This is a genomic window from Streptomyces sp. NPDC007907 (genome assembly GCF_042959365.1).
Taxonomy (GTDB): domain Bacteria; phylum Actinomycetota; class Actinomycetes; order Streptomycetales; family Streptomycetaceae; genus Streptomyces; species Streptomyces indiaensis.
Genome location: NZ_JBIBKR010000009.1, coordinates 334,840 through 361,303 on the forward strand (window position 1 = coordinate 334,840; position 26,464 = coordinate 361,303).

Annotated in this window: 25 protein-coding genes and 1 pseudogene; 15 read left to right on the forward strand and 11 right to left on the reverse strand. The window is 72.2% G+C overall.

Annotation, left to right across the window (positions count from 1 at the left end; genetic code table 11):
• Positions 1-7 precede the first annotated feature (7 nt).
• Entirely contained in the window at positions 8-1,405 is a 1,398-nt protein-coding gene (locus ACFZDI_RS33235; RefSeq protein WP_391255728.1) for a gluconate:H+ symporter, read from the forward strand.
• 33 nt (positions 1,406-1,438) lie between these two features.
• A pseudogene (locus tag ACFZDI_RS33240) lies at positions 1,439-1,522 on the forward strand (gluconate 5-dehydrogenase); the annotation flags it as partial.
• Positions 1,523-1,579: 57 nt separating this feature from the next.
• Here ACFZDI_RS33240 and ACFZDI_RS33245 read toward each other — a convergent pair.
• The 4 genes from ACFZDI_RS33245 to ACFZDI_RS33260 form a co-directional block, all read right to left on the reverse strand.
• On the reverse strand, positions 1,580-2,203 hold the full coding sequence (locus ACFZDI_RS33245; protein WP_234847670.1) for a cytochrome b/b6 domain-containing protein: 624 nt from the start codon (positions 2,201-2,203) through the stop codon (positions 1,580-1,582).
• Complete coding sequence (locus ACFZDI_RS33250) at positions 2,187-2,912, reverse strand: molybdopterin-dependent oxidoreductase (protein ID WP_391255959.1); 726 nt, start codon at positions 2,910-2,912, stop codon at positions 2,187-2,189. Before ACFZDI_RS33250 ends, ACFZDI_RS33245 begins: the two co-directional genes overlap by 17 nt.
• A 111-nt stretch (positions 2,913-3,023) precedes the next feature.
• Positions 3,024-4,559: an APC family permease gene (locus ACFZDI_RS33255; RefSeq protein WP_391255732.1), complete on the reverse strand. Its 1,536-nt coding sequence runs from the start codon at positions 4,557-4,559 to the stop codon at positions 3,024-3,026.
• Between the two features lie 32 nt (positions 4,560-4,591).
• Positions 4,592-5,542 (reverse strand): hypothetical protein, encoded by a 951-nt coding sequence (locus ACFZDI_RS33260; RefSeq protein WP_391255735.1) that lies wholly within the window; start codon positions 5,540-5,542, stop codon positions 4,592-4,594.
• 364 nt (positions 5,543-5,906) lie between these two features.
• On the opposite strand from ACFZDI_RS33260, the gene ACFZDI_RS33265 reads away from it, so the two are divergent.
• Genes ACFZDI_RS33265 through ACFZDI_RS33280 form a run of 4 tightly spaced genes read left to right on the forward strand, consistent with a single transcriptional unit; the run spans position 5,907 to position 8,135 of the window.
• On the forward strand, positions 5,907-6,812 hold the full coding sequence (locus ACFZDI_RS33265) for a DMT family transporter (protein WP_391255738.1): 906 nt from the start codon (positions 5,907-5,909) through the stop codon (positions 6,810-6,812).
• Positions 6,813-6,857: 45 nt separating this feature from the next.
• Complete coding sequence (locus tag ACFZDI_RS33270) at positions 6,858-7,400, forward strand: NUDIX domain-containing protein (RefSeq protein WP_391255743.1); 543 nt, start codon at positions 6,858-6,860, stop codon at positions 7,398-7,400.
• 10 nt (positions 7,401-7,410) lie between these two features.
• Complete coding sequence (locus tag ACFZDI_RS33275; RefSeq protein ID WP_234847675.1) at positions 7,411-7,803, forward strand: DUF202 domain-containing protein; 393 nt, start codon at positions 7,411-7,413, stop codon at positions 7,801-7,803.
• Positions 7,791-8,135, forward strand: a complete 345-nt coding sequence (locus ACFZDI_RS33280) for a DUF202 domain-containing protein (protein WP_391255747.1) — start codon at positions 7,791-7,793, stop codon at positions 8,133-8,135. The genes ACFZDI_RS33275 and ACFZDI_RS33280 overlap by 13 nt, the downstream gene beginning before the upstream one ends.
• Before the next feature lie 29 nt (positions 8,136-8,164).
• On the opposite strand, the gene ACFZDI_RS33285 is transcribed toward ACFZDI_RS33280, so the two are convergent.
• Positions 8,165-8,650 carry a hypothetical protein gene (locus ACFZDI_RS33285; protein WP_391255750.1) on the reverse strand — a complete coding sequence of 162 codons (486 nt, stop codon included), beginning with the start codon at positions 8,648-8,650 and terminating at the stop codon, positions 8,165-8,167.
• Positions 8,651-8,698: 48 nt separating this feature from the next.
• Entirely contained in the window at positions 8,699-9,652 is a 954-nt protein-coding gene (locus ACFZDI_RS33290; protein ID WP_234847678.1) for an NADP-dependent oxidoreductase, read from the reverse strand.
• Positions 9,653-9,851: 199 nt separating this feature from the next.
• Here ACFZDI_RS33290 and ACFZDI_RS33295 point away from each other — a divergent pair, with 199 nt between their 5' ends.
• The 5 genes from ACFZDI_RS33295 to ACFZDI_RS33315 all read left to right on the forward strand — a co-directional run bounded on the left by ACFZDI_RS33295 (position 9,852) and on the right by ACFZDI_RS33315 (position 15,485).
• On the forward strand, positions 9,852-10,886 hold the full coding sequence (locus ACFZDI_RS33295; protein ID WP_234847679.1) for a phosphotransferase family protein: 1,035 nt from the start codon (positions 9,852-9,854) through the stop codon (positions 10,884-10,886).
• Between the two features lie 5 nt (positions 10,887-10,891).
• Entirely contained in the window at positions 10,892-12,106 is a 1,215-nt protein-coding gene (locus ACFZDI_RS33300) for an acyl-CoA dehydrogenase family protein (protein ID WP_391255755.1), read from the forward strand.
• 286 nt (positions 12,107-12,392) lie between these two features.
• A complete protein-coding gene (locus ACFZDI_RS33305) occupies positions 12,393-14,009 on the forward strand; it encodes a SpoIIE family protein phosphatase (protein ID WP_391255758.1) in 1,617 nt (538 codons plus the stop codon).
• Positions 14,006-15,112 (forward strand): cobalamin-dependent protein, encoded by a 1,107-nt coding sequence (locus tag ACFZDI_RS33310; protein ID WP_391255761.1) that lies wholly within the window; start codon positions 14,006-14,008, stop codon positions 15,110-15,112. The genes ACFZDI_RS33305 and ACFZDI_RS33310 overlap by 4 nt, the downstream gene beginning before the upstream one ends.
• A 22-nt stretch (positions 15,113-15,134) precedes the next feature.
• A complete protein-coding gene (locus ACFZDI_RS33315) occupies positions 15,135-15,485 on the forward strand; it encodes an STAS domain-containing protein (RefSeq protein ID WP_391255764.1) in 351 nt (116 codons plus the stop codon).
• Positions 15,486-15,503: 18 nt separating this feature from the next.
• Here the strand turns inward: ACFZDI_RS33315 and ACFZDI_RS33320 are convergent, their stop codons facing one another.
• The 3 genes from ACFZDI_RS33320 to ACFZDI_RS33330 are packed head-to-tail and all read right to left on the reverse strand — an operon-like array spanning position 15,504 to position 18,560.
• Complete coding sequence (locus tag ACFZDI_RS33320) at positions 15,504-16,097, reverse strand: TetR/AcrR family transcriptional regulator (protein WP_234847684.1); 594 nt, start codon at positions 16,095-16,097, stop codon at positions 15,504-15,506.
• 28 nt (positions 16,098-16,125) lie between these two features.
• Positions 16,126-17,790, reverse strand: a complete 1,665-nt coding sequence (locus tag ACFZDI_RS33325; RefSeq protein ID WP_234847685.1) for a class I adenylate-forming enzyme family protein — start codon at positions 17,788-17,790, stop codon at positions 16,126-16,128.
• The gene (locus ACFZDI_RS33330) at positions 17,787-18,560 is read right to left on the reverse strand and encodes an SDR family oxidoreductase (protein ID WP_234847686.1); all 774 of its coding nucleotides are present in this window, start codon (positions 18,558-18,560) and stop codon (positions 17,787-17,789) included. Before ACFZDI_RS33330 ends, ACFZDI_RS33325 begins: the two co-directional genes overlap by 4 nt.
• 194 nt (positions 18,561-18,754) lie before the next feature.
• On the opposite strand from ACFZDI_RS33330, the gene ACFZDI_RS33335 reads away from it, so the two are divergent.
• Both ACFZDI_RS33335 and ACFZDI_RS33340 read left to right on the forward strand, forming a co-directional pair.
• Positions 18,755-19,990 carry an exo-beta-N-acetylmuramidase NamZ domain-containing protein gene (locus tag ACFZDI_RS33335; RefSeq protein WP_234847687.1) on the forward strand — a complete coding sequence of 412 codons (1,236 nt, stop codon included), beginning with the start codon at positions 18,755-18,757 and terminating at the stop codon, positions 19,988-19,990.
• A 126-nt stretch (positions 19,991-20,116) separates the two neighbouring features.
• Positions 20,117-21,430 (forward strand): serine-threonine protein kinase, encoded by a 1,314-nt coding sequence (locus ACFZDI_RS33340; protein WP_391255770.1) that lies wholly within the window; start codon positions 20,117-20,119, stop codon positions 21,428-21,430.
• A gap of 19 nt (positions 21,431-21,449) precedes the next feature.
• Here ACFZDI_RS33340 and ACFZDI_RS33345 read toward each other — a convergent pair whose 3' ends face one another.
• Positions 21,450-24,248 carry a penicillin acylase family protein gene (locus tag ACFZDI_RS33345; protein WP_391255773.1) on the reverse strand — a complete coding sequence of 933 codons (2,799 nt, stop codon included), beginning with the start codon at positions 24,246-24,248 and terminating at the stop codon, positions 21,450-21,452.
• A 263-nt stretch (positions 24,249-24,511) separates the two neighbouring features.
• On the opposite strand from ACFZDI_RS33345, the gene ACFZDI_RS33350 reads away from it, so the two are divergent.
• Complete coding sequence (locus ACFZDI_RS33350; protein WP_175431628.1) at positions 24,512-25,114, forward strand: hypothetical protein; 603 nt, start codon at positions 24,512-24,514, stop codon at positions 25,112-25,114.
• Between the two features lie 76 nt (positions 25,115-25,190).
• A complete protein-coding gene (locus tag ACFZDI_RS33355; protein WP_391255962.1) occupies positions 25,191-25,958 on the forward strand; it encodes a 3-keto-5-aminohexanoate cleavage protein in 768 nt (255 codons plus the stop codon).
• Here ACFZDI_RS33355 and soxR read toward each other — a convergent pair.
• On the reverse strand, positions 25,915-26,382 hold the full coding sequence (soxR, locus tag ACFZDI_RS33360; protein ID WP_234847690.1) for a redox-sensitive transcriptional activator SoxR: 468 nt from the start codon (positions 26,380-26,382) through the stop codon (positions 25,915-25,917). The genes ACFZDI_RS33355 and soxR overlap by 44 nt on opposite strands.
• Positions 26,383-26,464 lie beyond the last annotated feature (82 nt).

The window sequence follows — 26,464 nt, forward strand, 5'->3', positions numbered from 1 at the left end:
CCCACCCGTGACCAGACTCAGCGTCGAGATGCTGGCAGCGGACGCACCCGAGCCGATCACCTCGGCCGGCCACGCTCAGCTGGGCATCGCCGTCCTGGCGGGCATCGCCGTCATCGTCCTGCTCATCACCAAGTTCAAGCTGCACGCGTTCCTGTCCCTGACCATCGGGTCACTGGTGCTCGGCGCGATCGCCGGGGCACCGCTGGACAAGGTGCTCACCAGCTTCAGCACCGGCCTCGGCACCACCGTCGCCGGGGTGGGGGTGCTGATCGCCCTCGGGGCCGTCCTGGGGAAGATGCTCGCCGACTCCGGGGGCGCCGACCAGATCGTCGACACCATCCTGGAGAAGGCCGGCGGACGGTCGATGCCGTGGGCGATGGTGCTGATCGCCTCCGTGATCGGACTGCCGCTGTTCTTCGAGGTCGGCATCGTGCTGCTGATCCCGGTCGTGCTGATGGTCGCCAAGCGCGGCAACTACTCGCTGATGCGCATCGGCATCCCGGCGCTCGCCGGCCTGTCCGTGATGCACGGCCTGGTGCCGCCGCACCCCGGCCCGCTGGTCGCGATCGACGCCGTCGGGGCCGACCTCGGCGTGACGCTGGCGCTCGGCGTCCTCGTCGCCATACCCACCGTGATCATCGCCGGGCCGGTGTTCTCGAAGTACGCCGCCCGCTGGGTCGACGTGCCAGCCCCCGAGAAGATGATCCCGCAGCGCCCGTCCGAGGAGCTCGACAGGCGCCCCGGCTTCGGTACGACGCTCTTCACCGTGCTGCTGCCGGTGATCCTCATGCTGGCCAAGGCGCTGGTCGACATCATCGTGGACGACCCGGAGAACCCGGTGCAGCGCGTCTTCGACGTGATCGGCGCCCCGATGATCGCCCTGCTCGCCTCGGTGCTGGTCGGCATCTTCACGCTGCTGCGGCCCGCCGGGTTCTCCAAGGAGCGGATCTCGCCGCTCGTGGAGAAGAGCCTCATGCCGATCGCGGGCATCCTGCTGATCGTCGGCGCGGGTGGCGGCTTCAAGCAGACGCTGATCGACACGGGCGTGGGGCAGATGGTCCTGGACATCTCCAAGGACTGGGCCATCCCCGCGCTGCTGCTGGCCTGGCTGATCGCGGTGGTGATCCGCCTCGCGACGGGTTCGGCGACGGTGGCCACGGTCTCGGCGGCCGGTCTGGTCGCCCCGCTCGCGGCCGACATGTCGACCACCCACGCCGCCCTGCTCGTCCTCGCCATCGGCGCCGGCTCGCTCTTCTTCAGCCATGTCAACGACGCCGGGTTCTGGATGGTGAAGGAGTACTTCGGGCTGAGCGTCGGCCAGAACATCAAGACCTGGTCCGTCATGGAGACGATCATCTCGGTGGTCGCCGGCGGTCTGGTCCTGCTGTTGTCCCTCGTGATCTAGGAGTACGGCGATGACGGCTCACCCCTCTTCGGCATCGGCGGCCGTACGGCCCTGGTGACCGGCTCCAGCCGGGGCATCGGACTCGCCCTGGCGCGCGGTCTGGGCTGCGGGTGTTCTAGAGGGTGCGGGTGCGTTGGGTGTTCGCGCGGTTCCGCGCGACGCTGAAGGGGGGAGCTACGGGCGCCATAGGGGGTGCTCTCGGTCTGCCCAGTCTCTGCTCACCTTGCCTGTGCGCATGCCTCTTCTGGATTCCGGGTCCGCCAGGGCCATGCCGATGTGGCCGGCCAGGACGATGCCGATGGTGAGGGCCAGCCAGTCGTGGACGAAGGTGGCGCTGGTGCGCCAGAGCAGGGGGGTGAGGTGGGTGAACCACATCATCAGGCCCGTGGCGAGCATGACCAGCGTGGCGCCGGCGATCCACGCGGCGTAGAGCTTCTGCCCGGCGTTGAACTTGGCCGCCGGGCGGGACGCGGGGCGTTTGTCGCGGTGCAGGGCGGCGCGCAGCCAGGTGCGGTCGTGCGGCCCGAAGCGGTTGAGGCGGCCGAGGTCGGCGCGGAATGCCCGGGAGGCGAGGGCGGCCAGGACGGGGACGGGCAGGGCGAGGCCGGACCACTGGTGCACGGTGACGAGCAGGTCGCGGCGCCCGACGAGTTCGGCGAGCTGCGGGACGTAGAGGCAGGCGGCGGTGGCGACGCAGACGCCCATCAGCGCGGCCGTGGTGCGGTGGACCCAGCGCTGCGCGGTGCTGAAGCGCCGGACCTTCGCCGTCGTCGGGGGCGTGTCAGCTCGTAGGGTCATCGTCCCGTCCGTTCGAGCGGCCCACCCAGGCGTCGACGTCGTAGCCGCGCTCCTCCCAGTAGCCCGGCCGGACCTCGTCGGTGACGGTGATGCCGGAGAGCCACTTGGCGGACTTGTAGAAGTACATGGGGGCCACGTAGAGGCGGACCGGGCCGCCGTGGGAATGGCCGAGGTCCTTGTCCTGCATGCGCAGGGCGACCAGGACGTCCGCGCGGCGGGCCTGGTCGAGGGTGAGGCTCTCGGTGTAGGTGCCGTCGAAGCAGGTGAAGCGGACGGCCCTGGCCGTGGGGCGCAGCCGGGCGGCGTCCAGGAGCCGGGACAGGCGTACGCCCTCGAAGGGGGTGTCGGGGACGCGCCAGCCCGTGACGCACTGGACGTCGCGGACCATGCGGGTCTGGGGCATGGCCCTGAGCTCGTCGAGGGTGTAGGTCACAGGGCGCTCGACCAGGCCGTCCACGGTGAGGCGGTAGGTGCCGGCGTTCTTGCGGGGGACGGAGGAGGCGACCGAGTAGTAGCGGAAGCCGCCGCCGTTGGGGAGCAGGCCGGTCAGGCCGGTGGGGTCCTTGTCGGCCGCGCCGCCGAGGAAGCGCTCCAGGCCGCGTTGGAGCGGGGGCGCGGCGACCACGCCCGCGGCGCCCAGGGCGAGGGTGCCGAGGAAGACGCGACGGCCGATCGGGGTGCCCCGCTCTTCGGGGTGCTCGTCGTTCACACCCTGGTGTACGTCCTCGTTCACGTACTCATTCGAACACCCGCGGCCCCGGTACGACAGGGCTCGCGGGTGCGCGTCAGACTTCCGTAACCCCTTCTTGTACGGGCTCCCTCAGGAGGAGGCCGCCTTGTCCAGCTGGAACGCCTCGTTGCCGAGGCCGATCCGGGCGTGCTTCTCGGGGGCGCGGGCGCGCATCACCAGGCCGAGGACCACGCCGGCGAGCGCGGCCAGGCCGATGGTGCCGGGCAGTACCCAGCTCAGCGAGGAGTCGGGGCCGGCGCCGACCAGCACCTCGAAGTCCTTCACCGTGTAGCCGGCGATCACCAGCAGGGCGATGCCCGCCAGTGCGGAGGTGACCAGCCGCCAGGCCTGGGCGCCGGCGGCGCCGCGGCGGACGAAGAAGACGACGACCGACAGGGACGCCGCCGCCATCAGCACGATCACGCCGAGGGCGCCGATGTTGCCGAACCAGGTGAACAGCTGCAGGACGGGTGCGGTGGGGTCACCGGCCGGCCTGTCGTCGGCGATCGCGAAGGCGGCCACGACCAGCACGGCCACGACGGTCTGGAGCAGCGAGCCGGTGCCCGGGGCGCCGCTGCTGCCGCTGGTGCGGCCGAAGGCGGCGGGCAGCAGGCCCTCGCGGCCCATGGCGAAGGCGTAGCGGGCGACGACGTTGTGGAAGCTGAGGAGCGCGGCGAACATGCCGGTGACGAACAGGACGTGCAGCACGTCCGTGAAGGCGCCGCCGAGGCGGGACTCGGTGAGGAAGAACAGCAGCCCCGCGCTCTGCTTCCGGGCCGTGCCGACGATGGCGCCGGGGCCGGTGGCGACGGTGAGGGCCCAGCTGCTCAGCGCGAAGAAGACGGCGACGCCGCCGACGGCGAGGAACATCACACGCGGCACGAGGACGTGCGGGCGGCTGGTCTCCTCGGCGTAGACGGGGGCCTGCTCGAAGCCGAGGAAGGCGGCGATGCAGAAGCACAGCGCGGTGCCGACACCGGCGCCGGTGAGGGTGTCCGGGTTGAAGGCGTGCAGCGACAGGCCCTCCGTGCCGGGGTCGGCCAGGGCCGCGACGTCGAAGATCACCACCAGGAGCACCTCGATGACGAGCAGCACGCCGAGGACGCGGGCGTTGACGTCGATCTTGAGCCAGCCCAGCAGTCCGACGGCGAGCGCGGCCACGAGCGCCGGGATCCACCAGGCGATCTGCACGTCGGCGTAGGTGGCGAGGAGCCCGGAGACCTCGAAGCCGAAGATGCCGTAGATGCCGACCTGGAGCGCGTTGTAGGCGACGAGGGCCACCAGGGCGGCGCCCGCGCCCGCGGTGGCGCCGAGACCGCGGGATATGTAGGCGTAGAAGGCGCCGGCGTTGTGGACGTGGCGGCTCATCTCGGCGTACCCGACGCTGAAGAGGATCAGGACGACGCCGAGGAGGACGAAGAGCAGCGGCTGGCCGACGATGCCCATCACCGCGTATGTGGTGGGCATGACACCCGCGACGACCATGAGGGGTGCGGTCGCCGCGAGGACGGAGAGCAGCAGCCCGCCGGTGCCGAGCCGGTCGGCCCGCAGGGCACGCTCCTGCCCCTTGAACGTACTGATGCCGCCGGGGGCGGACGGGCTCGTTCTCGAACTGTCGGTGGTCATCGGGGGAGCGTCCTCACTGTCGGGGCGGGGTGTCAGGCCGTACCGAGCGCGGCGGCGCGGGCGGCGGCGAAGGCGTTGTGCGGGTCCCGGTCCGGGTACGACCAGGGAGCGGGTGTGGCGTACCGGCCGATCCGGTGGAAGAGGGCGGCGGCCTCGGCGCCCCGCCCCTCGCAGAACTTGGCGTGGGCGAGGAAGTTCAGGTCGATCAGCCGCCGCGGGTGCCCCTCCAGCTCCCATTCCAGCCACCAGTCGAAGGCGGCCTTCATGACCTGCCGTGCGCGGCGGCCCGCCCAGTGGCCGGAGGCGGCCGGGTCGGCCGCTTCGAGCCCCGCGGCGGCCAGCACGCGGTAGCGCTCGGCGTGCGCGATCACCGGCAGGATGGCGAGCGGCGAGTCGGCGGGTGCCTGTTCGGCGGCCCAGTTGGCGAAGTCGTAGACCTCGTGCAGCGGGTCCGGGCCGGCCTCGGTGCGGCGGCCGGCGAGCCGGGCGACCATCAGATGGTGGGCGTGGTGGTGGTCGGAGTACCGGCCGCGGACCGCCTCGAAGCTGCGCACGGCGTCCTGGTCGCTGCCGAGCGCGCACTCCAGCATGAGCAGGCCGAGCCAGGGGGTGGGATCGGCGGGGGCCCGGTCCGCGGCGTACCGGCACGCCTCACGGGCGCCGTCGGGCTTGGCCTTGCCCTGGAGGGCGCGCCTGACCTGCGCGAGCGCGAGCAGGACGGAGGCGTCGGCGGACTCGGGTTCGGCGAGCAGCCACTCCCGGGCCCACGCGGCGCAGGAGGGCTCGCGGGCGAGGACGGTGACGCGGTGGCCGCGCCGGTCCCAGTCGTCCCCGGTGTGCACCAGCAGGGAACGGGCGTTCTGCCAGCGGCCTTGCGCCAGCGCGGCACGCGCGGTCATGAGGTCCGCGTCGTCGAGGGCCTCGTCGAAGGCCTGCGCCGCACGTCTGCGGCCACGGCCGAGGGGAGGCGGGGGTGGGGGCACCGCGGGACTTCCTCACGCGCTCTTCTGGTGTTTCGGCTCACGACGGGAGAAGGAGCGCGTATGTGCGCATCGCCATGAACTGATCACACACAGCAAACCCCCAGCCAACGGTTGCCGTCAAGGCCCGCAAGGCCGTTACACGCGTCAACTGTCGTTAGTCGTGAGGTTTTTGTGATCCACAGGGCCTCTGGGGCCAGCGTGACCGGCATCCGTTTTATCCGTTACGTCCAATGTGACGTACGTCATAGCGTGGGCCGGGATCGCCCCCGACGATGGCAGGACGTACGGGCGCGCCGGGTGGAGCCGGCCGGTACAGTCGGCCCCTACGCAACCGTGACCCGACCTGACGATCGAGGTACACCGCGTGTCGGTTCTAGTTCTGGCGCTCGCCCTGGGTGCCGCCTGTTGTCTCGGCTTCGGCTTCGTCCTCCAGCAGAACGCGGCCCAGCGGGCCCCGCTGAGCGACTTCCTCTCCTTCCGCCTGCTGATCGACCTCGTGAAGGTGCCCCGCTGGCTCGGCGGCATCGCGCTGATGGTGGTCGGCATGGGGCTGGGTGCCGCCGCCCTGGGGCAGGGTGAGCTCTCCCTGGTGGAACCGCTGCTGGCGACGAACCTGCTGTTCGCGCTCGCGCTCTCCCGCAGGCAGAGCCGGCAGCCGCTGGGCCGGCAGGGCTGGGCCGGCCTCGTGCTGCTGGCCGGCGGGGTGACCGCGTTCATCGTGGCGGGCCGGCCGGAGGGCGGCGCCGCGACGGCCGAGCCGGCGCGGCAATGGGTGATCATGGGGGTCATGATCGGCCTCGCCCTGCTGCTCACGACCCGCGGCAAACGGTCCCGGCTGAGCTCCGGCCCGGTGCTGCTGGCCCTCGCCGCCGGGCTGCTGTACGGCGTGCAGGACGCGCTGACCCGGGTCAGTGGGCAGAAGGTCTCCGACGGCGGCTTCGCCGGGCTGCTCACCGGCTGGGAGCCGTACGCGGTGCTCGCACTGGGCGTCACGGGGCTGGTCCTGGTGCAGAGCGCGTTCGAGACCGCCTCCCTGCGCAAGTCGCTGCCCGCCCTGACCGCGGCGCAGCCCCTCGCCGGGATCGTCTGCGGTGTCGGGTTCCTGGGCGACCGGCTGCGCACCGACGCGGTGGCTCTGAGCTGGGAGGCCGGTGGCCTGCTGGCCGTGGTCGCCGGGATCGTGCTGCTCGGCATGCACCCGGCGATGCCGTGCGGAGCCCCCGAGCGCGCCCGGGTGACCGCCCCCGCGGTGAGCCCGGCCTCGCCCTGACGGGCCCCGCCCCGCGGCGCTCCGGTGCCCTGCTTGGATGAGGGCATGAGCGCTGCTGACGAGATCCTCGACGTCGTCGACGAGAACGACCGGGTCGTCGGGCAGGCCCCGCGCGGCGAGGTCTACGCCCGGGGCCTGCGCCACCGCTGCGTGTTCGTCCAGGCCCGGGACGCCGAGGGCCGGATCTTCGTGCACCGGCGCACCGCGACCAAGCTGGTCTTCCCCTCCCTGTACGACATGTTCGTCGGCGGGGTCGTGGGCGCGGGCGAGTCCTACGACACGGCGGCCCTGCGGGAGGCCGAGGAGGAACTGGGCGTGACCGGCCTGCCCCGGCCGCGGCACCTCTTCACGTTCCTCTACGACGACGGCTCCGGCCGGACCTGGTGGTCGGCGGTCTACGAGGTGCGGTGCGACCTCCCCGTGCAGCCCCAGGCCGAGGAGGTGGCCTGGCACGGCTTCCTGCCCGACGCCGAGGTCGAGCGGCGCCTGCGCGACTGGGAGTGGGTGCCGGACGGGCTGGCCGCGTACGAGCGGCTCAAGGCGTTCCGGGCGGCGGGCGCAACCGGGCGGGACAGGGCTCCCGGGTAGGGTCGCGCACGTGATCGAGTTCGTACGGAACGTCCGGTTGTGGTTCGCGCCCGCGGAGATCCGGGAGGACGGCGAGACGCCCGACTACCGGTTCTCGCTGGCGAACGAACGCACCTTCCTCGCCTGGGTGCGCACCGCGCTCGCGCTGATCGGCGGCGGATTCGCCGTGGACCAGTTCCTGCCGGACCTGCGCTGGGCCTGGCGGGCCGGGCTGGCGCTCGCGCTGCTGGCCGCGGGCGTGCTGTGCTCCCTGCGGGCGGTCAACCACTGGGTGCGCTGCGAGCGGGCCATGCGCCGGGGTGAGGACCTGCCGGTGTCCCGGTTCCCGGCGCTGCTGAGCCTCGTCGTCGCGGTCGTGGCCGTCGCCATGGTCGTGGTGGTGCTCGTCGGGTGGGAGGGGTGAGCAGACCCGTCCCCGGGCGGCGGGACCCCGACCGTGATCCCGGGCTGCAGCCCGAGCGGACCCGGCTCGCCTGGCGGCGTACGACGCTGTCGGGCACCGTCGTCGCGGTGCTCGCGGTGAAGGCGGCGCTGCACGGAGGGACCTCCGCGGCCGGGGTCGTCGCCTGCGCCGTGTGCTGTGTGCTCTGGCTGGGCTTCCTGAGCGTCGCCCACCGGCGCATCCGCGCCCTCGCGACCACCGCGAGCCCCGTGGTGTTCACCCCCCGGCACGCGGCGGCGGCGGTGCTGTGCACGGTGGCGATGGCACTGTGCGGAGCCGCCCTCTTGCTCTGACCTCCGTCCGGCACACCGTCCCGCCGGATTCAGTCCCACGCGTTGAAGAGCACTCCGCCCAGTGTGGTGATGCCGTGGAGGCGCACCAGGCGCCACTCGTCCCGCGTCAGGGCCGAGGTGTCGGCCTCGGACAGCGGCAGGAGGAGCCGCACGCGGTCGAGCACGGTGAAACCCAGGTCGGTGAAGGTCCGGGCCCACGGTGGCGGTGCGAGGAACTCGTCGGTGTACCAGTCCCGGGGTTCCCGGGCGAAGGCGATCCAGGGGTGGTGCACGTGACAGAGGACGACATGCGTGTCGGCGCCCTCGACGACCGTCGCGGTGTGGAAGGTACGGGGGTACTCCTGTTCCTCCATCCCGCCCACTCGGCCCCGGGACGCCCGGGCGGCCGCGTACAGCGCCGTCCGGAACGCCCGCGTGCCGGTTTCCGGCAACGGCCCGTCCGCCGGCCGGAAGAAGCCCGTGGCGCCTCGCGGCAGGGTGAACACTGCGTTCTTCTCCACACCCACGGGGCCCATTCTGCCCGGGAGATGCCAGGGCGAGGTCTCGGGTGCGCCGCGAGGACTCTAGGCCGGTGCCTCGCCCTCGCTCTCCCAGTCCACCGTCACGACGATCTTGCCGCGGGTGCGGCCCTCCTGGTTCAGGCGGTGGGCGTCGGCCGCCCGTTCCAGGGGGAACACCTCGTCGACGTGCACGCTGATCACGCCCTGCTCCGCAAGGTCGGACAGGCGCTGGAGGTCCTGGGCGTCGGGGCGGACGAAGTAGTAGCGGCCGCCGTAGGCCACGACGTCGTTGTCGGCGATCGAGACCAGGCGGCCCTCGGGCGCCAGCAGGTTCGCCGACACCTTCAGGGCGTCGCCGCCGACGGTGTCGAACACCGCGTCCACGCCCTCCGGGGCCAGTCCCCGCACCCGCTCGCCGAGGCCCTCGCCGTACACCACCGGTTCCCCGCCGAGGCCCCGTACGAAGTCGTGGTTCGGCTCGCTCGCCGTACCGATCACCCGGGCGCCGAGATGGACGCCGAGCTGAACGGCGATCGAGCCGACGCCGCCGGCCGCGGCGTGCACCAGGACGGTCTCACCCCGCTTCACCTGGAGCACCTTGTTCAGTACCTGGTAGGCGGTGAGCCCGACCAGCGGCAGTCCGGCCGCCTCCTCGAAGGAGAGGTTGCGCGGCTTGCGCGCGAGCGTGCGCAAGGGTGCGGCCACGTACTCGGCGAAGGTGCCGCGGGAGAGGAAGTCCTCGCGCACGTAGCCGATGACTTCGTCCCCGACCCCGAACTCCGAGACGGCCACGCCCGGTCGCACGACGACGCCCGAGACGTCCCAGCCGGGCACCACGGGGAAGACGGGGGCGAGGATCCCGTCGAGGTATCCCTCGCGGCACTTCCAGTCCACGGGGTTCACGGCCGCCGCCCGCACCTTGACCAGCACCGCGTCCGGGCCGACCTTCGGATCGCGGACCTCCCCGAACGCCAGCACCTCGGGACCGCCGTACCGTGAGTAGCTGATGGCCTTCATGGCTCCGACCTTCCGGGGTCGCCGCACGACACGCAAGCCGGACGATCTGAACGAACCTGCGGAGACCTCCCCGGGCTCCTCGCGGGGGGAGGCGTCGGCCTATCGTGGCACCGATCACGTTTCGGCCCCCCTCTGGACGACATACCGACCGGTCGGCATCATTAGGCGGGAACTGTCCACCTGCCCGTAGGAGCCCCACATGAGCCCCGACCATCCGCCCGGACTGGATCTCGAACGGTTGCGCGACCTGCTCGACCGCGAGCGTCCCGGTCTGGTGACCGGCCCGCTGACCGGCCGGCTGATCGAGGGCGGACGGTCGAACCTCACCTACGCGCTCTCCGACGGCACCTCCCGGTGGGTCGTGCGCCGTCCCCCGCTCGGCCACGTCCTGGCCACCGCGCACGACATGAAGCGCGAGCACCGGGTGATCAGCGCGCTGCACCCGACCGCCGTACCCGTCCCGCAGCCGGTGCTGCTGTGCGAGGACGAGGAGGTGCTCGGAGCGCCTTTCTACATCATGGAGTTCGCCGAGGGCACGCCCTACCGCACCGCCGACCAGCTCGCCCCGATCGGTGCGGAGCGGACCCGGGGCGCGGTGCTGAACCTCGTCGACACGCTGGTGGAGCTGCACGGCGTCGACCCGGGCGAGGTGGGCCTGGCGGACTTCGGCCGGCCCGAGGGTTTCCTGGACCGGCAGCTGCGGCGCTGGGGCAAGCAGCTGGACGCCTCCCGCAACCGGGACCTGGACGGCATCGACGAGCTGCACGCCGCCCTCGGGCGCGAGCTGCCCCGCTCCCCCGCCCCGGCCGTCGTGCACGGCGACTACCGCCTCGACAACGTTCTGATCGGCGAGGACGACCGGATCAAGGCGATTCTCGACTGGGAGATGTCGACGCTGGGCGACCCGCTCACCGACCTGGGCCTGCTGGTGATGTACAGCATGCCGCTCGGCATGCCCGACTCCCCGGTCTCCACCACCGCCGAGGCGCCCGGGCATCCGGCGCCGTCGGAACTCATCGAGCGGTACGCCGAGCGTTCGGGGCGCGACGTCTCCGCGGTCGCCTGGTACACGGCCTTCGCCTGGTTCAAGCTCGCCGTGATCCTCGAGGGCATCCACTACCGCTACACCCTGGGCCAGACGGTGGGGCGCGGCTTCGACCGCATCGGCGACCTCGTCCCCGTCTTCGTCCGGCACGGTCTGACCACGCTCCACGAAGGCCTCCAGGAGGGCTGATCCACATGGACTTCGCTTTCGACGCGCGCACGGAAGAGCTGCGCGCCAAGCTCCTCGCCTTCATGGACGAGTACGTCTACCCGGCCGAGGCCGTCACGCACGAGCAGCGGGAGCGGCGCGACTCGCCGTGGGAGACCGTGCCCGTGGTCGAGGAGCTGAAGGCCGAGGCCCGCAGGCAGGGCCTGTGGAATCTCTTCCTTCCGGACTCCGAGTACGGGGCGGGGCTCACCAACCTCCAGTACGCGCCGCTCGCCGAGATCATGGGCCGCTCCCCGCAGCTGGCGCCGACGGTGACGAACTGCGCGGCGCCCGACACCGGGAACATGGAGGTGCTCACCCAGTTCGGCGACGAGCAGCAGCGCAAGCAGTGGCTGGAGCCGCTGCTGGCCGGCGAGATCCGCTCGGCGTTCGCGATGACCGAGCCGGACGTGGCCTCCTCGGACGCCACCAACATCACCACGCTCATCGAGCGGGACGGCGACGAGTACGTCATCACCGGCCGCAAGTGGTACATCTCCGGGGCGATGCACCCCGACTGCAAGATCTTCATCGTGATGGGCAAGACCGACCCCGGGGGTGAGGACATCCGCCGCCAGCAGTCGATGGTGCTGGTGCCGCGCGACACCCCGGGCGTCACGATCAAGCGGGCCATGCAGGTCTTCGGGTACGAGGACCACTACCACGGCGGCCACGCCGAGGTGATCTTCGACCAGGTGCGTGTGCCGGTGTCGAACCTGGTCGGCGAGGAGGGCGGCGGCTTCGCCATCGCGCAGGCGCGGCTCGGCCCCGGGCGCATCCACCACTGCATGCGGCTGATCGGCATGGCCGAGCGGGCGATCGAGCTGATGTGCCGGCGGGCCGTGTCCCGGACCGCGTTCGGCAAGGCGCTGGCGCAACAGGGCGTGGTCCACAACTGGATCGCGGACGCCCGGGTCGCGGTGGAGCAGTTGCGGCTGCTGGTGCTGAAGACCGCGTGGCTGATGGACACCGTGGGCAATCGCGGTGCGCACACCGAGATCCAGTCCATCAAGATCGCCACGCCCCGGGCCGTGGTGGACATCCTCGACCGCGCGATCCAGTTGCACGGTGCCGGTGGGGTGAGCCAGGACTTCCCGCTGGCGGAGCTGTACGCGGGGGCGCGGACGCTGATGATCGCGGACGGGCCGGACGAGGTGCACCAGCGGTCGCTGGCGCGGCGGGAGCTGAAGCAATACCTGTGAGCGGCGCGGGCGGTGGGGGTTCGCGCCTCCGCCGCCGCGCTCCTTCCGGCCGCGAGGAGGGGCCGCCCCGGTTGTGTACGAGGTGTGAAACTTCGCACGGTCTCACGACCGGCCGCCGGGGTAGGAAGGCCGTTTCGGCCGGTTTCCCACGCCGAACTCGCTCCTTGTCGCATCCTGGGCGAGTCCGATGGTTGCACCACACACCCGGACTGCGGGACCGTGCACCGAGACAGTCCACGTTCGTCTTCGCAGAGTGAGGTGTGGGTCACGCGTAGGGGCCCCGTACATGACTTCTTCCCCGGCCAGGCCCCGCACCGGTGCGCCGAGCACCGTGAGCGTCGCGGCCGCCCCCTGCCCGGTGGTGGTCCTGGACGCGGGCGGGCACGTCGCGCAACTCAACGACGCGGCCCGCGCGCTGCTGCCCGCCGCCCGTGCCGGGCGGCCCCTGTCCTCCCCCGCCTGGCTCGCCACCGCCGACGGCACCCGGCCGGAGCCCGTCGACGGGGAGGTGGGCGACCGGTCGTTCTCGGCGCACCCGTCCGTGCTGGCGGACGGCCGGACGGTGTGGTGGCTGACGGACGAGACCGCCTACCGCACGGCGGTCGGTGAGCTGGAGGCCGAGCGGAGCCGCACCCGCTTCCTCACCGACGCCTCCAGCGCGCTGCTGGCCTCGCTGAACCTGGAGCGCTCCATGGAGGTGACGGCGCGCCTCGCCACCGAGCACCTGGCCGACGCCGCGCTGGTCATCGCGCCCACCGCCGCCAGGACACTGCCGGTGGTCGCCTGTGACCACCGGGGCCAGGTCACCCGCAGCACCGTGACCGAGGCGCCGGACACCGTGCCGGGCCTCGCCGAGGCGCTGCGGGGCTTCCCTCCGGTGCCCTCGCGGTGGATAGACCCGGCGACGGCCCCCGACTGGCTGATCCCGCCGGGGTTCGGCGAGGTCGGCTCGCTGGTGATCACGCCGCTCCCGGGCCTCGGCGTACCGGCCGGGGCGCTGGTCCTGCTGCGCCGGGTGCAGCAGGACGCGTTCTCCGAGGCGGAGGAGTCGCTGGCCGGGCTGTTCGCCGCCCGGGCCGGCGCGGCGATGTCGGCCGCCCGCCTCTACGCGGAACAGAACGCGATCTCCGACACCCTCATGCGGGAGCTCCTGCCGCCCACCCTGCGGCAGATGCAGGGCGTGGAGTTCGCGGGCGGCTACCGGGCCAGCAGGGACACCGAACGCATCGGCGGCGACTTCTACGACGTCCACCCGCCCACCGAGGACTCCCCCGAGACCCTCGTGGTGCTGGGCGACGTGGCCGGCAAGGGGCTGGAAGCGGCGGTGCTGACCGGCAAGATCCGCAACACCCTGCACGCCCTGCTGCCCATGGCCGACGACCACGGCCGGATGCTGCGTCTGGTGAACAACGCCATGCGGACCAGCCACCACACCCGGTTCGCCACCCTCGTGATGGCGTCGGTCCGCCGGGAGGAACGCGAGGTCGTGCTGCGGCTCACCTCCGCCGGGCATCCCGCGCCGCTGATCATCCGGCGGGACGGCACCGTGGAGGAGGCCGACACGCGCGGCACCCTCATCGGCGTCCTGCCGGCCGTCACCTCCCGCACCGCGCGGGTCCGCCTCGCTCCGGGGGAGACCTGCCTGCTGTTCACCGACGGCGTCACCGAGGCCCGGGGCGGCCCGCTGGGCGACACCATGTTCGGCGACCGGCGCCTCAGGCGCGCCGCGGCCGAGTGCGCCGGCATGCCCGCGGAGGCGGTCGTGGAACGCATCCAGATGGTCACCTCGCAGTGGATCGGCGACGGACGCCACGACGACATCGCGGTCCTGGCCATCACCGCACCCCGCGGTGCCCACCTCAGTGCGGTGGACGGCGCGACCCGGGGCAGGTACACCGCATGACCGGGCACCTCACCGAACACACGGACAGACCGGGCCGCCACGACGTGGGCGGCCGCCTCCCCGCACCGCACGGCGACGACGCAGCGGCTCCCTGGGCGGACAAGCTGTGGACCGCCGTCCGGGCGGCGGACGAGTACACGGGCCTCGACGTCGTCGCCGACGCCCTGGCCGCCGGGCTGGATCCCGAGTCGGTGCTGCTGGACGTGATCGGCGCGGTCCAGCGCAAGGTCGGCACCGAGTGGGCGGCCAACCGCATGAGCGTGGCCGACGAGCACGCCGCCACCGCCATCAACGACCGGGTCATCGCCGTCCTGCCGGTACGGCGCCCGGCGGACAGCCGGGGCCGGATCACGGTCGCCTGCGTGGACCAGGAGTGGCACGCCCTGCCCGCGCGGCTGGTCTCCGAGACGCTGCGGCTGCGCGGCTGGCAGGTGGACTACCTCGGGGCGCAGGTCCCCACCGCCCATCTGATCAGCCACATCCACCGCACCGGGCCGGACGCGGTGTGCCTGTCGAGCTCGCTGCCCACCCGGCTGCCCCTCGCGCACAGCGCCATCACCGCCGTCCAGGCCGCCGGTACCCCGGTCATGGCCGGCGGCCTCGCCTTCGGTGCCGACGGCCGCTACGCCCGCCTGCTGGGCGCCGACGCCTGGGCGCCCGACGCGCGCGCCGCCGCCGACCGGCTCGCGGCCGGTCCCCTGAGCCGGCCGACGCCCGCCCACCAGGCGACCGACGACCTGCCGCATCTTCGCGACCAGGAGTACACGCTGGTCGCGAAGTCCTCGCCCCGTCTGGTGCGCGACACCTTCCGGTCGCTGGAGCAGCGCTTCCCCGCGATGCGGGACTACAGCGACGAGCAGCGTGAGCGCACCGCCGAGGACATCGCCCACATCGTCACCTTCCTGACGGCGGCCCTGTACGTGGACGCCGACGAGGTCTTCGGCGACTTCCTCGTCTGGACCGCCGAGGTGCTCAGCGCGCGCGGCGTCCCGGCGCGCTCGCTGCTGCCGTGCCTGGACCTGCTGAAGGAGCAGCTGCACGACTTCCCCCGCGCCTGCCGGCTCCTCGACGCCGGGCGCACCGCGCTCACCCCCTGCCCCTGACCCCGACCTGCTGGACGAACCCGTGACACCCTCCCTCGGCTCCGGCCCGCACACCGTGCGGCTGGCTCTCACCGGTGACCTCGACTACGACACCTGCGCGGAACTGCTCCAGCGGGTGGGGGCGGCTCTGGAGGGTCGCGAGGACATCGGGGAACTCCGCCTGGACTGCGGGCGGCTGGGGCTGGTCGACTCCATGGGGCTGTCGACCCTGCTGCAGATCCACCGCTCCGCCTGCCGGGACGGCATCGCCTTCCACCTGGACGACATCGGCCCGGCGCTGCGTCGCCTGCTGGAACTCACCGGCACCTACGAGTACCTGACGACAGCCCAGCAGTCCGAGCCGCCGGCCGAGAGCGGCCACGGCCGCACCTGAGCCGGGGCGGTGGCACTCTCAGGGACGCAGGGCGCGCAGCAGCAGGTCGGCGAGGTGATCGGCGACCTGCTGGGGCGTGAGGGGACCGTCGGGGCGGTACCACGTGGACAGGTGGTGGACCGAGCCGAAGTGGTAGTCGACCACCAGGTCCGCCGGGGTCGCCCCGGAGAAGACGCCGGACTCCTGGCCCTCCTCGACGAGCGCACGGAAGCGCTCGTGGTAGCGGCGCCGCTCGGAGCGGACCTGCTTGTTCTTCTCGGGGCTGAGGTGGTGCATGGAGCGCCAGAAGATCATCGCGTCGTCGAGGTTGTCGATGGTCGTCACCACGACGTCCGCGGCCGCGGCCCGCAGCCGCTTCTCGACCGGCTCGTCGGCGCCGGCCACGGCGTCCAGCCGCTCCTGCTGGATGCGCAGCACGCGTGCGTACACCTCGTGCAGCAGGTCGTCCTTGGAACCGAAGTAGTGGTACAGCGCACCCTTGGTGACACCGGCCGCCTCGACGATCTCCTGCACCGAGGTGCGGTCGTAGCCCTGGTCGGCGAAGAGCCGGGTGGCGGCGGCCAGGAGCCGCTGAGGCACGGGCGTGCCGTCCGAGTCCGTGGTCCTGGGCACTGCCGCCACCTGCCTTTCCGTTCTGCTGTCAGTTGCCTTGCGTACGGGAACGCAGTTCCCGCCGGAGGATCTTCCCACTGGCCGTCTTCGGCAAGTCCGGCAGGATCTCCACCTGGCGCGGATATTTGTAGGCGGCCAGTCTCTCCTTGCAGTAGGCGGCGAGTGCATCCGGGTCCGTGTCGGCGTCCGGGCGCAGGCTGATGTACGCCTTGACGGTCTCCCCGCGGTAGCCGTCGGGCACGCCGACCACGGCGGCCTCGCGCACCGCGGGGTGCGTGTAGAGGACGTCCTCGACCTCGCGGGGCCACACCTTGAAGCCGGACGCGTTGATCATGTCCTTCTTGCGGTCGACGACGTACAGCCAGCCCTGCTCGTCCATGAAGCCGATGTCGCCGGTGCGCAGTTCGCCGCCGGGAAAGGTCTCGGCGGTGGCGTCGGGGCGGCGCCAGTAGCCGGGCACGACCTGCGGGCCGCTGACGACGATCTCGCCCTGCTCGCCGAAGGGCACCTCCCGGCCGGTGTCGTCGACGATCCGGACGACCGTGTCGGGGCCGGGCAGCCCCACGGCGAGGGTCCCGGACGCCGGATCGACCGGCGCCTCCAGCCCGGGCGGCACGGAGGCGCAGGGCGCGGTGCACTCGGTCAGCCCGTAGCCGTTGCGGATGTACGGGCCGAAGCCCGCCCGGAACTTCTCCACGAGCGCCGGGGGCAGCGGGGCGCCGCCGGAGGAGATCACCCGGAAGGAGGAGAAGTGGTCCCGGGTGACGGCGGGGTGGGCGGCCAGGGCCATGAAGGCCGTGGACGGGCCGACGGTGTAGTGCGGCCGGTGCTCGGCGAAGGCGTCCAGCACCGCACCGGCCTCGAAGCGGTAGGCCAGCACGAGCGTGCCCCCGCTGTTCAGGCAGGCGCCCAACTCGCAGACCATGCCGGTGATGTGGAACAGCGGTGCCAGGGCGAAGTAGACGGGCCGCTCGGGCAGTCCCAGGCCGGTGCGCTGCCGCTCGGAGTTGTACATGATGTTGCGGTGGGTGTTGGTGGCGCCCTTGGGGGTGCCGCTGGTGCCCGAGGTGTAGCTGATCAGCGCGATGTCGGCCGGGTCGGGATCCCGGTCCTGCGGCGCCTTGTGCCCGGCCCGCGCCACGGTCACCAGGTCGTCGGCGTCCGGGGCCTGCGGCAGCCGTTCGAAGGCCAGCACGCGCGCGTCGCCGCGGCTCTGGAAGTCCAGCTCGCACCCGGTGAGCACGATCCGCACGGGCGAGCCGGCGGCCGTCTCGCGCAGATACGACTCCCAGGCCCGGTCCGAGCAGATCAGCGCGGCGACCTCGCCGTCCTTCAGGACGTGCGCCACCTCGCCCGACTTGTACATCGGGTTGACGGGCACGACGACCGCGCCCGCCTTCCACGCGCCCAGCAGGGCGAGCACGAAGTGCGGGGAGTTCTGCAGCAGCACCGCGACCCGGTCGCCGCGCCGGAGACCGCGCTCCGCGAGGTGCCCGGCGACGGAGTCGCTGAGCTCGTCGACCTCCCGGTAGGTCAGCCGGCCGTCGAAGTAGGCCAGGAAGTCGCTCCCGGGCGTCTCGGCCACGGCGCCGCGCAGGGCGTGCACGAGGGAGTCCGGAGGGCTGATCGCGCCCTTCTGGGCGTCGCTGAGCAGGGCGAGCCAGGGCTTGGCGGCGTAACGGGACGCGGTCACCGGTCGGCCTCCCACTGCTGCTGGATGCGGTTCATGCCGGACAGCCACCGGTCGGGGTCGCCGGCCCGGGACTGATGGTAGGCGGCGACCTCGGGGTGCGGCAGGATCAGGAACCTGTCCTCCTCGATGCCCTTGAGCAGGGCGTCCGCCACGTCCTCCGGCTCGATCGCGGTCGGCCGGAGCACCAGGTCGCCGGCACTGCCGGTCGCGGCCAGCATGTCGGTGCGCACGCCCTGCGGGCAGATGGCGTGCACCTTCACGCCCCGGTGCCGGTACGTCAGCGAGAGCCATTCGGCGAAGGCGAGGGCGCCGTGCTTGGTGACGGCGTAGGGAGCGGCCCCGATCATGGTGAGCAGCCCGGCGGCGGACACCGTGGACACGAACCGGCCGCTGCCGCGCTCCAGCCAGGCGGGGAGCAGTTCCTGCGCGGCCCGCACATGGGCCATGACGTTGACGTCCCAGGAGAGGGCCCACGCCTTCTCGTCCAGCGGCTGCCCGGGGTCGATGCCGTCGGCGGCGACACCGGCGTTGGCGCAGTAGACGTCGACGGTTCCGCCGAGTGCGTCCCGGGCGTCCGTGACGATCGCCGAGGCGTCCCCGGCCACGGCGATGCCGCCGATGTCGTCCGCGACCTGCTTGGCCCGCTCGGCGTCGAGGTCGTTGACGACGACCCGGGCCCCCTCGGCGGCGAACCGCCGGGCGAGCGCGGCCCCTATGCCACCGCCGGCCCCCGTGACAACGACTCCGGCCTCTTGAAAGGCTCCCACCATCGGTCTCCTTAAACGCGGCTCAGCAATGCCGCCAGACTAACCGGTCGGTATGTACCAGGGAAGGGCACCGGCAACGCCCCTGAAAGGGGCGCGGGGAACTGCGCGAAAGCCACCCCCGGCCCGCGGCCTCCCCACGACCGGCGGGAGCGCATACCGTGCCCATGCCGGCCGTCCCCGCTCAAGGAGGTCACCGCATGCGCCCTTCGAGACGAGCCATCCTCACCTCGGCCACGGCGGCAGCCGTCGCGGCCACCCCCGGTACCGCCGCAGCCCGGCCCCACCAACACCTTCGCACCGGCTTCGAACGCCTCGCCCAGGACGGCTACGCGCTGCTCCACGGCCAGAAGGCCGGCATCGTCACCAACCCCACCGGCATCACCCGCGACGCCCGCCACATCGTCGACGTGATGCACGCCGACGCCCGCGTCGACCTTACCGCCGTCTTCGGCCCCGAGCACGGCTTCCGCGGCACCGCCCAGGCCGGCGGCTCCGAAGGCCGCTACGACGACCCGGCGACCGGCCTGCCCGTCTACGACACCTACCTCAAGAGCGGCCGGCCGCTCGCGGACGTCTTCACCGCGTCCGGCGTCGACACGGTCGTCTTCGACATCCAGGACGTCGGCGCCCGCTTCTACACGTACATCTGGACGCTGTACGACTGCATGGAGGCCGCCGCGCTCGCCGGCAAGCGGTGCGTGGTGCTGGACCGGCCGAACCCGGTGACCGGCCGCGCGGCCCTCGGCCCGGTCCTGCACAGGGAGTTCGCCACGTTCGTCGGGCGGCAGCCGATCTCCCAGGCCCACGGGATGACCGTCGCGGAACTGGCGCGGCTGTTCAACGCGGAGTTCCTGACCGATCCCGTGCCGCTGGAGACCGTGACGATGTCGGGCTGGAGGCGCTCGGAGTTCTACGACGCCTCCGGGCTGCCCTGGGTGCCGCCCAGCCCGAACATGCCGACACCCGAGACGGCCCTGGTGTACTCGGGAACGTGCCTGTTCGAGGGCACGAACCTGTCGGAGGGGCGCGGCACGACCCGGCCGTTCGAGCTGCTGGGCGCGGAGGGCCTCGACCGGCGCTGGGCGGCCGCGGCGAACGAACTCGCCCTGCCCGGCGTGTGGTTCCGGGAGGCGTACTTCGCGCCGACCTTCTCGAAGTTCCAGGGGAAGACGATCGGCGGTGTGCAGCTCCATGTGCACGACCGGGCCGCCTTCGACCCCGTCCGCACGGGGATCGCCCTGCTCGTCACCGCGAAGCGGGTCTGGAGCGGTTTCGCCTGGCGCCCGGACCACTGGATCGACAAGCTCACCGGCTCCACACGCGTGCGCACGATGATCGATGCGGGCGCGGACACCGACGAGGTGGTGGCCGGCTGGCAGGAGGATCTGGCGGGCTTCCGCAGGATGCGCCGGGAGTACCTCCTGTACCGCTGAGGTCTCCATCGCACGGGCTTCCCACCGCCGCTGAGGCCGACGCGCCGTGACGTATGGCCAAGCTCCCCCGTTGGCAGGACGATGCGCCCACAGCAGGGCGTCACCCGGGAACCAGGGGGGCCTGTCATGGCGGATCCGGCGATGAGCGTGACTCCTTACTGGGAGCTGGTCTTCGACGCGGACGGGGACCCGGACGGCCGTCGGCGCGACCGGCTCCTCGCCGGGGTGTCTGAGCGGGGCGTGCGCGATCTGATCGTCTTCGCGCACGGCTGGAACAGCGACCGATCCGGGGCGACCCGTCTGTACGACCGCTTCTTCGCGCCCGTCCCGCGGCTGGCCCCGACGGCCCGGGTCGGCTACGTGGGGGTGCTGTGGCCGGCGATGCGGTTCTCCGACGAGCCGATCCCGGACTTCCCGCGGGCGGTGGCGGCCGATCCGCCGAGGCGACCGGTGCTGGACAAGGACACCCGGCACGCGCTGCTGGAGACCTTCCCCGGCCGGGCGATCCTGGTGGACCAGATCGCCCGGCTGCTGGAGCAGCAGCCGCCGGAGGAGGCCGAGCTGGAGGAGTTCGGGCGGCTGGTGCGGACGCTGGTGGAGGTGGTGGCGCCCGGGCCGCAGGCGCTGTTCGCGGCGGACACGGTCGCGGAGGGCGTGCCGCAGAGCGAGCCGGAGATGTTCGCCGGACCGTCGGCGGCGGCCTGCGAGGCGTTCGCGGGGGCGCTGGCGGAGTGCGAGGCGTCCCGGACACAGGGGTTCAGGATCCCCAACCCCTGGGACGGCGCGCACGAGTTGCTGCGGCAGGCGACGTACTTCGCGATGAAGCGGCGCGCGGGGACCGTCGGCGAGCGGGGGCTCGGCCGGGTCGTCGGGCAGCTCGCGAAGGCGGCCCCGGGTGTGCGGGTGCACCTGGTCGGGCACAGCTTCGGCGCGCGGCTGGTGTCGTTCGCGCTGCGGGGTCTTCCGGAGGGCGTGCGCACGGTGAAGTCGGTGACGCTGCTCCAAGGGGCGTTCTCGCACTACGCGTTCGCGGCCCGGCTGCCGCACGACGCCCGGGCCGGAGGGGTGCTCCAGGGACAGCAGAACCGCGTCGACGGGCCCCTCGTGTGCTGCCACTCCCGGCACGACGCGGCGCTGGGCACGATGTACCCGCTGGCGTCGCGGATGGCGGGCGACAGCCGGTCGGCCGCCGAGGGGGCCGTCGGGCGGATGCTGGGCGCCAAGTGGGGCGCGATGGGCCACGACGGGGTGCAGGCCGTGCCGGGCACGCGCACGTACACCCTCGCCGAGGCGCTGCGGGCGAAGCTGCCCGCCTCGGGGTGCGTGAACGTCGACGCGGCCGCCGTGGTCAGACGCGGCGGGCCGCCGGCCGGCGCGCACAGCGACATCCTGCACGAGGAGCTGGTCCGGCTGGTGCTGGCGGCGGGCCACGTGCGCTGACCCGCCGCCGGGCGGTGCGTCACCGGTGCGAGGTGAATTCCACGACCTGCTGGTAGGTCGGCCGGTTCTGCCAGCCGATCTTGCCGTGCCTGACGCCGCCGAGGGTGCGGTGGTTGATCGAGTCGGCGCACCACTGGTCGCCCGCCGCGCACACCTCGTCGCCGGGGTAGACCTGGGCCGCGGTCCTGCCGGCCGCCTGCTTCAGGGTGCCGACGAGGGCGTCCCGGCAGGCGGCGAGGCTGCCGCCGCCGCAGTACGTCCGGGCGAGCGGCCCCTTCACCTGCTCGCCGAGCACCGCGCGGACGTCCTTGTCGACGTAGCTCCACCAGCCGTACTGGAAGGAGCTTCCCGCGTGCGAGCCCGTGGGGCCGTGCGCGGCCGACGGGGACTCGTCGACGGGGAGACCGGCGGTGAACGCCGTGTACAGGTCGCTGCCGAGGCCTGGTTCGAACTCGGCCTCGACCAGGAGCGGCCACCAGGCGTCCAGGATGCGGATCGCGTCGGCGTCGGCGTACTTCCTGGATCCGGCCGCGGTCTCCGTGCGCTTGCCGCCGGCGGCGACCCAGGCCTGGAGCTTGCTCACGGCGGCCGATGCGGCCGGGTCGGTGACGGGTGCGCTGGTGACGACCTTCAGGAGCTTGGGCAGGACGTCCTCCGCGCGCAGATCGGCCAGCCCGGCGTCCGCCATGGCCTTCACCAGGGAGGCCCGGGTCACCCCGCCCTGCTGGACCAGCTTCTTCACCCGGTCCTCCAGGAGGTTGCCGCGGTGCACGGAGCCGTTGCCCCAGGGCGCGGTCGTGTAGTCCCTGGCCTGCTTGTTGTTCCAGGACACGTAGGAGTCCTGATCAGTGGAGTGGGGGTGGGCGGACGGCGGGGTGTAGTCGGCCGTGTTGGTCTTCGGGTCCCAGCCCCGCCACTCGTACGCAGGCCGGGCCCACGCCGGGAACTCGGCGTCGACGCCGGCCGCGCGCACGGGGTTGTCGCCGCTGTTGTAGTACGCGGTGTGCTCGGCGTCGGCGTAGAACCAGTTGAAGGTGTAGTTGATGTGCTGCACGGCCTTCTGGAAGGAGTCCGGGCCCTTGACGTGGTCCGGGTCGTTCAGCATCTGGAAGCCGATGATGGAGTCGGCCTCGTGCAGGAAGGACGAGCGCAGGGTGGTGTAGGCGACCTTCTTGCCGCCGACCGTCGCCCGGTACTCGACGGGGCCGTACTTCGTGCGCCAGACGCGCAGGGTGTACGAGCCTGCCGCGGTGCCGTCGGCGGTGGTGGGCTTCCAGGCGTTCTTCTGCTCGATCCTCTCCATCGGCGTGCAGGTGCCGCGGTACACGTAGTGGTAGTCGTCCTGGCACAGTTCGACGGCGTAGGAGTCGATGATGTCCTGGCCCGAGGTCGTGGCGCTCCACGCGTAGTCCTGGCCGCGGCCGAGCTCGACGTACATGCTCAGACCGGCGAAGGAGGCGCCGCGGGCGCTGATGCCCGGGCCCTGGATCTCCTGGAGCAGGAGCAACTGGGGGGCGAAGTAACCGGTCTGCGGGCCGAACACGGCGACGGGATGGCCGCTCGCGGTGTGTTCGCCGCTGACGACGAGGGCGTTGGACATGCCGCGCCTCGCCGACGACGTGGCGGCCTTCAGCGCCGTGCCGGAGGCGCCGGTCGCACCGGCCGTCGTGGCGCTGCCGGTGCGGTCGTACACGAGCGGCTCCGGCTCCACCGAGCCCGCGTCGGGCAGTGCGGCGCCCTGCGGGTCGGCGGGCCTGGTGCCGTACGGGAAGCTGCCGTCGTGCTGGGTGAGGACGGCCTCCGGGTCGTTGCGCATCCGGAAGGACTCCCAGACCTCGGTGCCCTCGGTGACGCCGTACTTCTCCTGGGCGGCGAGCAGCGAGAGGGCGTTGTTCACCTCACCGCCGCCGCCGGAGCCGAACAGCGCGCCGATGACGGAGGCCAGCGCGACCAGGTCGGTGATCTTGAAGTGCTCGATGGTCCCGGCGTTGGTGACTGAGTCCTTGTGCCCGGTGAGTACGTACTCACCGGGGAAGTAGCGCCCGCTGTCGGAGGCGTCGATGTAGGAGTTGATGCCGTCGAGATAGGCCTTGACGTCGGCGAGTGCCTGCTGTCCGCGCTCGCCGTTGGTGGCGACGGCGTTGTCGATCTGTGCCTGCAGATCGGCCTCGCTGTAGGGGGCGTGCCGCCAGAACTGCTGTTCGAGGCCTTGGTTGGAGGGCGCACCGCCCGCGAAGGAGGTCAGCTGACCGCGCCCGACGTGCCGGAAGACGTCCATCAGCCACAGCCGGTCCTGGGCCGCCGCGTAGCCGGCGCCGAACTCCGTGCCGTATCGGGTGGTACCGGTGATGTGCGGCACACCGGTCTTCTTGTCGCGGACGATCGTCACGTCCCTGCGTCCGGCCGGTTCGAGGCTGGAGGCGACCTGGTCCGGGGGGACTCCGAAGGAGGCGTCGTTGAAGAAGGTGTTGATCTTGTCGTTGGTGAGGCCGGGATAGCCCTTGGCGAGGTTGGCGTAGGGCCCGAGCTGGTCCTCGGCGTGCTCGGGCTGGGTGCCGAAGGCCTGGTTGAGGAGGATCTGGGCGAGGGTGGCGTTGCCGTTCTGACCGGGCGGGAGGATGTCCGAACACCGGTTGCCGCAGTGGTCGTTCGCCACGGCGGTGGGCTGCGTGGTCGCTGTTTCCGCGGCGGCAGCCGGGGCAAGCGGCGACAAGAGACCTGCGATCAGGGCGCATACCGATGCCGTTGTCAGGAACCCGGGGATTCCGCTGGGAGTTCTCATTCTGTCGAGAACGGTGCGTGGGGCACGCCGTGGCATGGGGGCTCCTCCCGACGGGGGTGGGCGGGATGTTACCGCCGGTATCCCCCGGCTTGAAGATGAACAAGCGTCACTTTTCGGCGTCGGCACAACAGGCACACGGATCACGGCAGTCGACATGCGAGCCCCTTGGGGCCGCTTATGGAGGCCATTTGAAATCGGATGGAGCCGATTCGCTTGTCGATACGTCTATTCGGCGACGTCCTTACGACGACGCCGAAGTGACCGGATTACAGGTGCAGGTGTGACGGAGGTGCAGGACGATGGCCGGTTTCCGGAGTCTGGCGAGACAGGTCCGCGACCCGCGGTGCGATCTGGCCTTGCGACGCTATTCGCTGCGCAAGTGCCTTGAGAGGTTCGCCCCTTACGGGCACAGGGCGACCTGGGACCATCTGTGCTCCCGGGCGGGGTTCGGTCCCGAGGACCGCTCCCCCGATCCGGTGCGGCTCGTGGCCGCACTGGACGAACTGGAGGAGGCGCGGGCGGTCTGGCTGGCCTACGAGGTCGAGTTCGCCGAGCGCCGCAAGAAGGAGAAGCACGACGGACTGCGCAGGCCGGGCAGCGTGGACGACTGGCACCGGCTGACCTGGGGCGGTTTCGGCGTGGCGTGGTGCGACGACCCGGCGGTCCATCCCCGTGAACCGCTGGCCGAGGTGCTGCGCCGGCTGATCGCCGCGCTGGAGCGCGAGCCGGGCTCGGCGTGCCCGGTGTGCGGCGGGGAGCAACTGGTCTGGAGGTACGACCTGGACCACGAACCGTCGTCCGGTCCGGTCTGCGCGGACTGCGGCATCCTCGTGCCGCGTCCCGTGCTCACGCCCGAGTCCCTGGCCTACGCCAGGCGGGCGAGGTTGTTGGTGTCGGCTTGACGGATGCGGGTGCGCGGGGGGTGCGCCGGGGATGCCGCACCCCCGACTGTCGGTGGTGACTGGCACCATCGACGCCATGATGCAGGTGTGCCTGAACGGTTCGCGGACGGCCGCCGACGGCGTGGCCGTGCCGCTGACGCCCGAGGCGATGGCCGACTCCGCCGCCGGGGCGGTGGCCGCCGGGGCGACGGACATCCACGTCCATCCCAAGACGCCCTGCGGGCAGGACACGTTGTCGCCGCGGGTGCTCGCACAGACACTGCCGGCGATCCGGGAGCGGGTGGCGGTGCCGGTCGGTGTGACCACGGGCGCGTGGGCGGAGCCCGACCCCGCGGCCCGGCTGGAGCGGATCCGCGCCTGGACCGTGCTGCCCGACCACGCCTCGGTCAACTGGCACGAGCCGGGGGCGGAGGAGACGGCCGCGCTGCTCATGGAGCTCGGGGTGGGGGTGGAGGCCGGCATCTGGTCGGGCACGGACGGGGCGGAGCGGTTCGCTGCCTCGCCGCTCGGGCCGAGGGTGCTGAGGGTCCTGGCGGAGGTGACGGACACCGACCCTTCGGACGCGGTCGCTGCCGCGCATGAACTGCTGTCCGCCATCGGGTCCGCGCACGGCCGCCCGGTCCTGCTGCACGGGGAGGACGCAGGCGCGTGGCCGGTGCTGCGACTCTCGGGCGGTCTGGGCCTGGCCACGCGGATCGGACTGGAGGACGCCCTGGTCCTGCCGGACGGAAAGCGGGCGGGATCCAACGCGGACCTGGTCGCGGCGGGGCTCGCGGAGTACGGGGCGAGCCGGGCGGGCGTTACCCGCGACCGCCCCGGTCGACCATCAGGCGGGAACCGGTGAGGCGTTCGCCGAAGGCGTCGTCCGGGTTGGACAGGACACAGGTGTCCAGGGAGAGGCAGCCGCAGCCGATGCAGTCGGTCAGATGGTCCCGGAGGCGGTTGAGCTGCTTGATGCGCTCCTCCAGTTCGGTGCGCCAGGTCTCCGAGAGGTGCGCCCAGTCCTCCCTGGTCGGCGTCCGCTCCTCCGGAAGCTGCGTCAGCGCCTCACGGATCGTCGCCAGCGGGATACCGACCCGCTGCGCGGCCCTGATGAACGCGACCCGGCGCAGCGTGTCGCGGGCGTAGCGGCGCTGGTTGCCCGAGGTCCGGCGGCTGCTGATCAAGCCCTTGGACTCGTAGAAGTGCAGGGCGGAGACGGCGGCGCCGCTGCGCGCCGCGAGCTGGCCGACCGTGAGCTCATGGATCTTCTCTGGAATCCGGTGCACCCCGCGAACCCTACCGAGTCCGTTGACACAGCCCCGGCGGGCGACCATGCTAAGCAGTCGCTTAGACATATGAGCGGGCAGA

Bases quoted from the DNA above. Each gene is read 5' to 3' on its own strand.
- ACFZDI_RS33300 (WP_391255755.1), top strand. From the start codon at position 10,892: ATGGACTTCGCTTTCGACGCGCGCACGGAAGAGCTGCGCGCCAAGCTC.
- ACFZDI_RS33285 (WP_391255750.1), bottom strand. From the start codon at position 8,650: ATGGGCCCCGTGGGTGTGGAGAAGAACGCAGTGTTCACCCTGCCGCGA.
- ACFZDI_RS33305 (WP_391255758.1), top strand. From the start codon at position 12,393: ATGACTTCTTCCCCGGCCAGGCCCCGCACCGGTGCGCCGAGCACCGTG.
- ACFZDI_RS33355 (WP_391255962.1), top strand. From the start codon at position 25,191: ATGATGCAGGTGTGCCTGAACGGTTCGCGGACGGCCGCCGACGGCGTG.
- ACFZDI_RS33350 (WP_175431628.1), top strand. From the start codon at position 24,512: ATGGCCGGTTTCCGGAGTCTGGCGAGACAGGTCCGCGACCCGCGGTGC.
- ACFZDI_RS33310 (WP_391255761.1), top strand. From the start codon at position 14,006: ATGACCGGGCACCTCACCGAACACACGGACAGACCGGGCCGCCACGAC.
- ACFZDI_RS33270 (WP_391255743.1), top strand. From the start codon at position 6,858: ATGAGCGCTGCTGACGAGATCCTCGACGTCGTCGACGAGAACGACCGG.
- ACFZDI_RS33340 (WP_391255770.1), top strand. From the start codon at position 20,117: ATGGCGGATCCGGCGATGAGCGTGACTCCTTACTGGGAGCTGGTCTTC.
- ACFZDI_RS33245 (WP_234847670.1), bottom strand. From the start codon at position 2,203: ATGACCCTACGAGCTGACACGCCCCCGACGACGGCGAAGGTCCGGCGC.
- ACFZDI_RS33345 (WP_391255773.1), bottom strand. From the start codon at position 24,248: ATGCCACGGCGTGCCCCACGCACCGTTCTCGACAGAATGAGAACTCCC.
- ACFZDI_RS33290 (WP_234847678.1), bottom strand. From the start codon at position 9,652: ATGAAGGCCATCAGCTACTCACGGTACGGCGGTCCCGAGGTGCTGGCG.
- ACFZDI_RS33255 (WP_391255732.1), bottom strand. From the start codon at position 4,559: ATGACCACCGACAGTTCGAGAACGAGCCCGTCCGCCCCCGGCGGCATC.
- ACFZDI_RS33335 (WP_234847687.1), top strand. From the start codon at position 18,755: ATGCGCCCTTCGAGACGAGCCATCCTCACCTCGGCCACGGCGGCAGCC.
- ACFZDI_RS33330 (WP_234847686.1), bottom strand. From the start codon at position 18,560: ATGGTGGGAGCCTTTCAAGAGGCCGGAGTCGTTGTCACGGGGGCCGGC.
- ACFZDI_RS33295 (WP_234847679.1), top strand. From the start codon at position 9,852: ATGAGCCCCGACCATCCGCCCGGACTGGATCTCGAACGGTTGCGCGAC.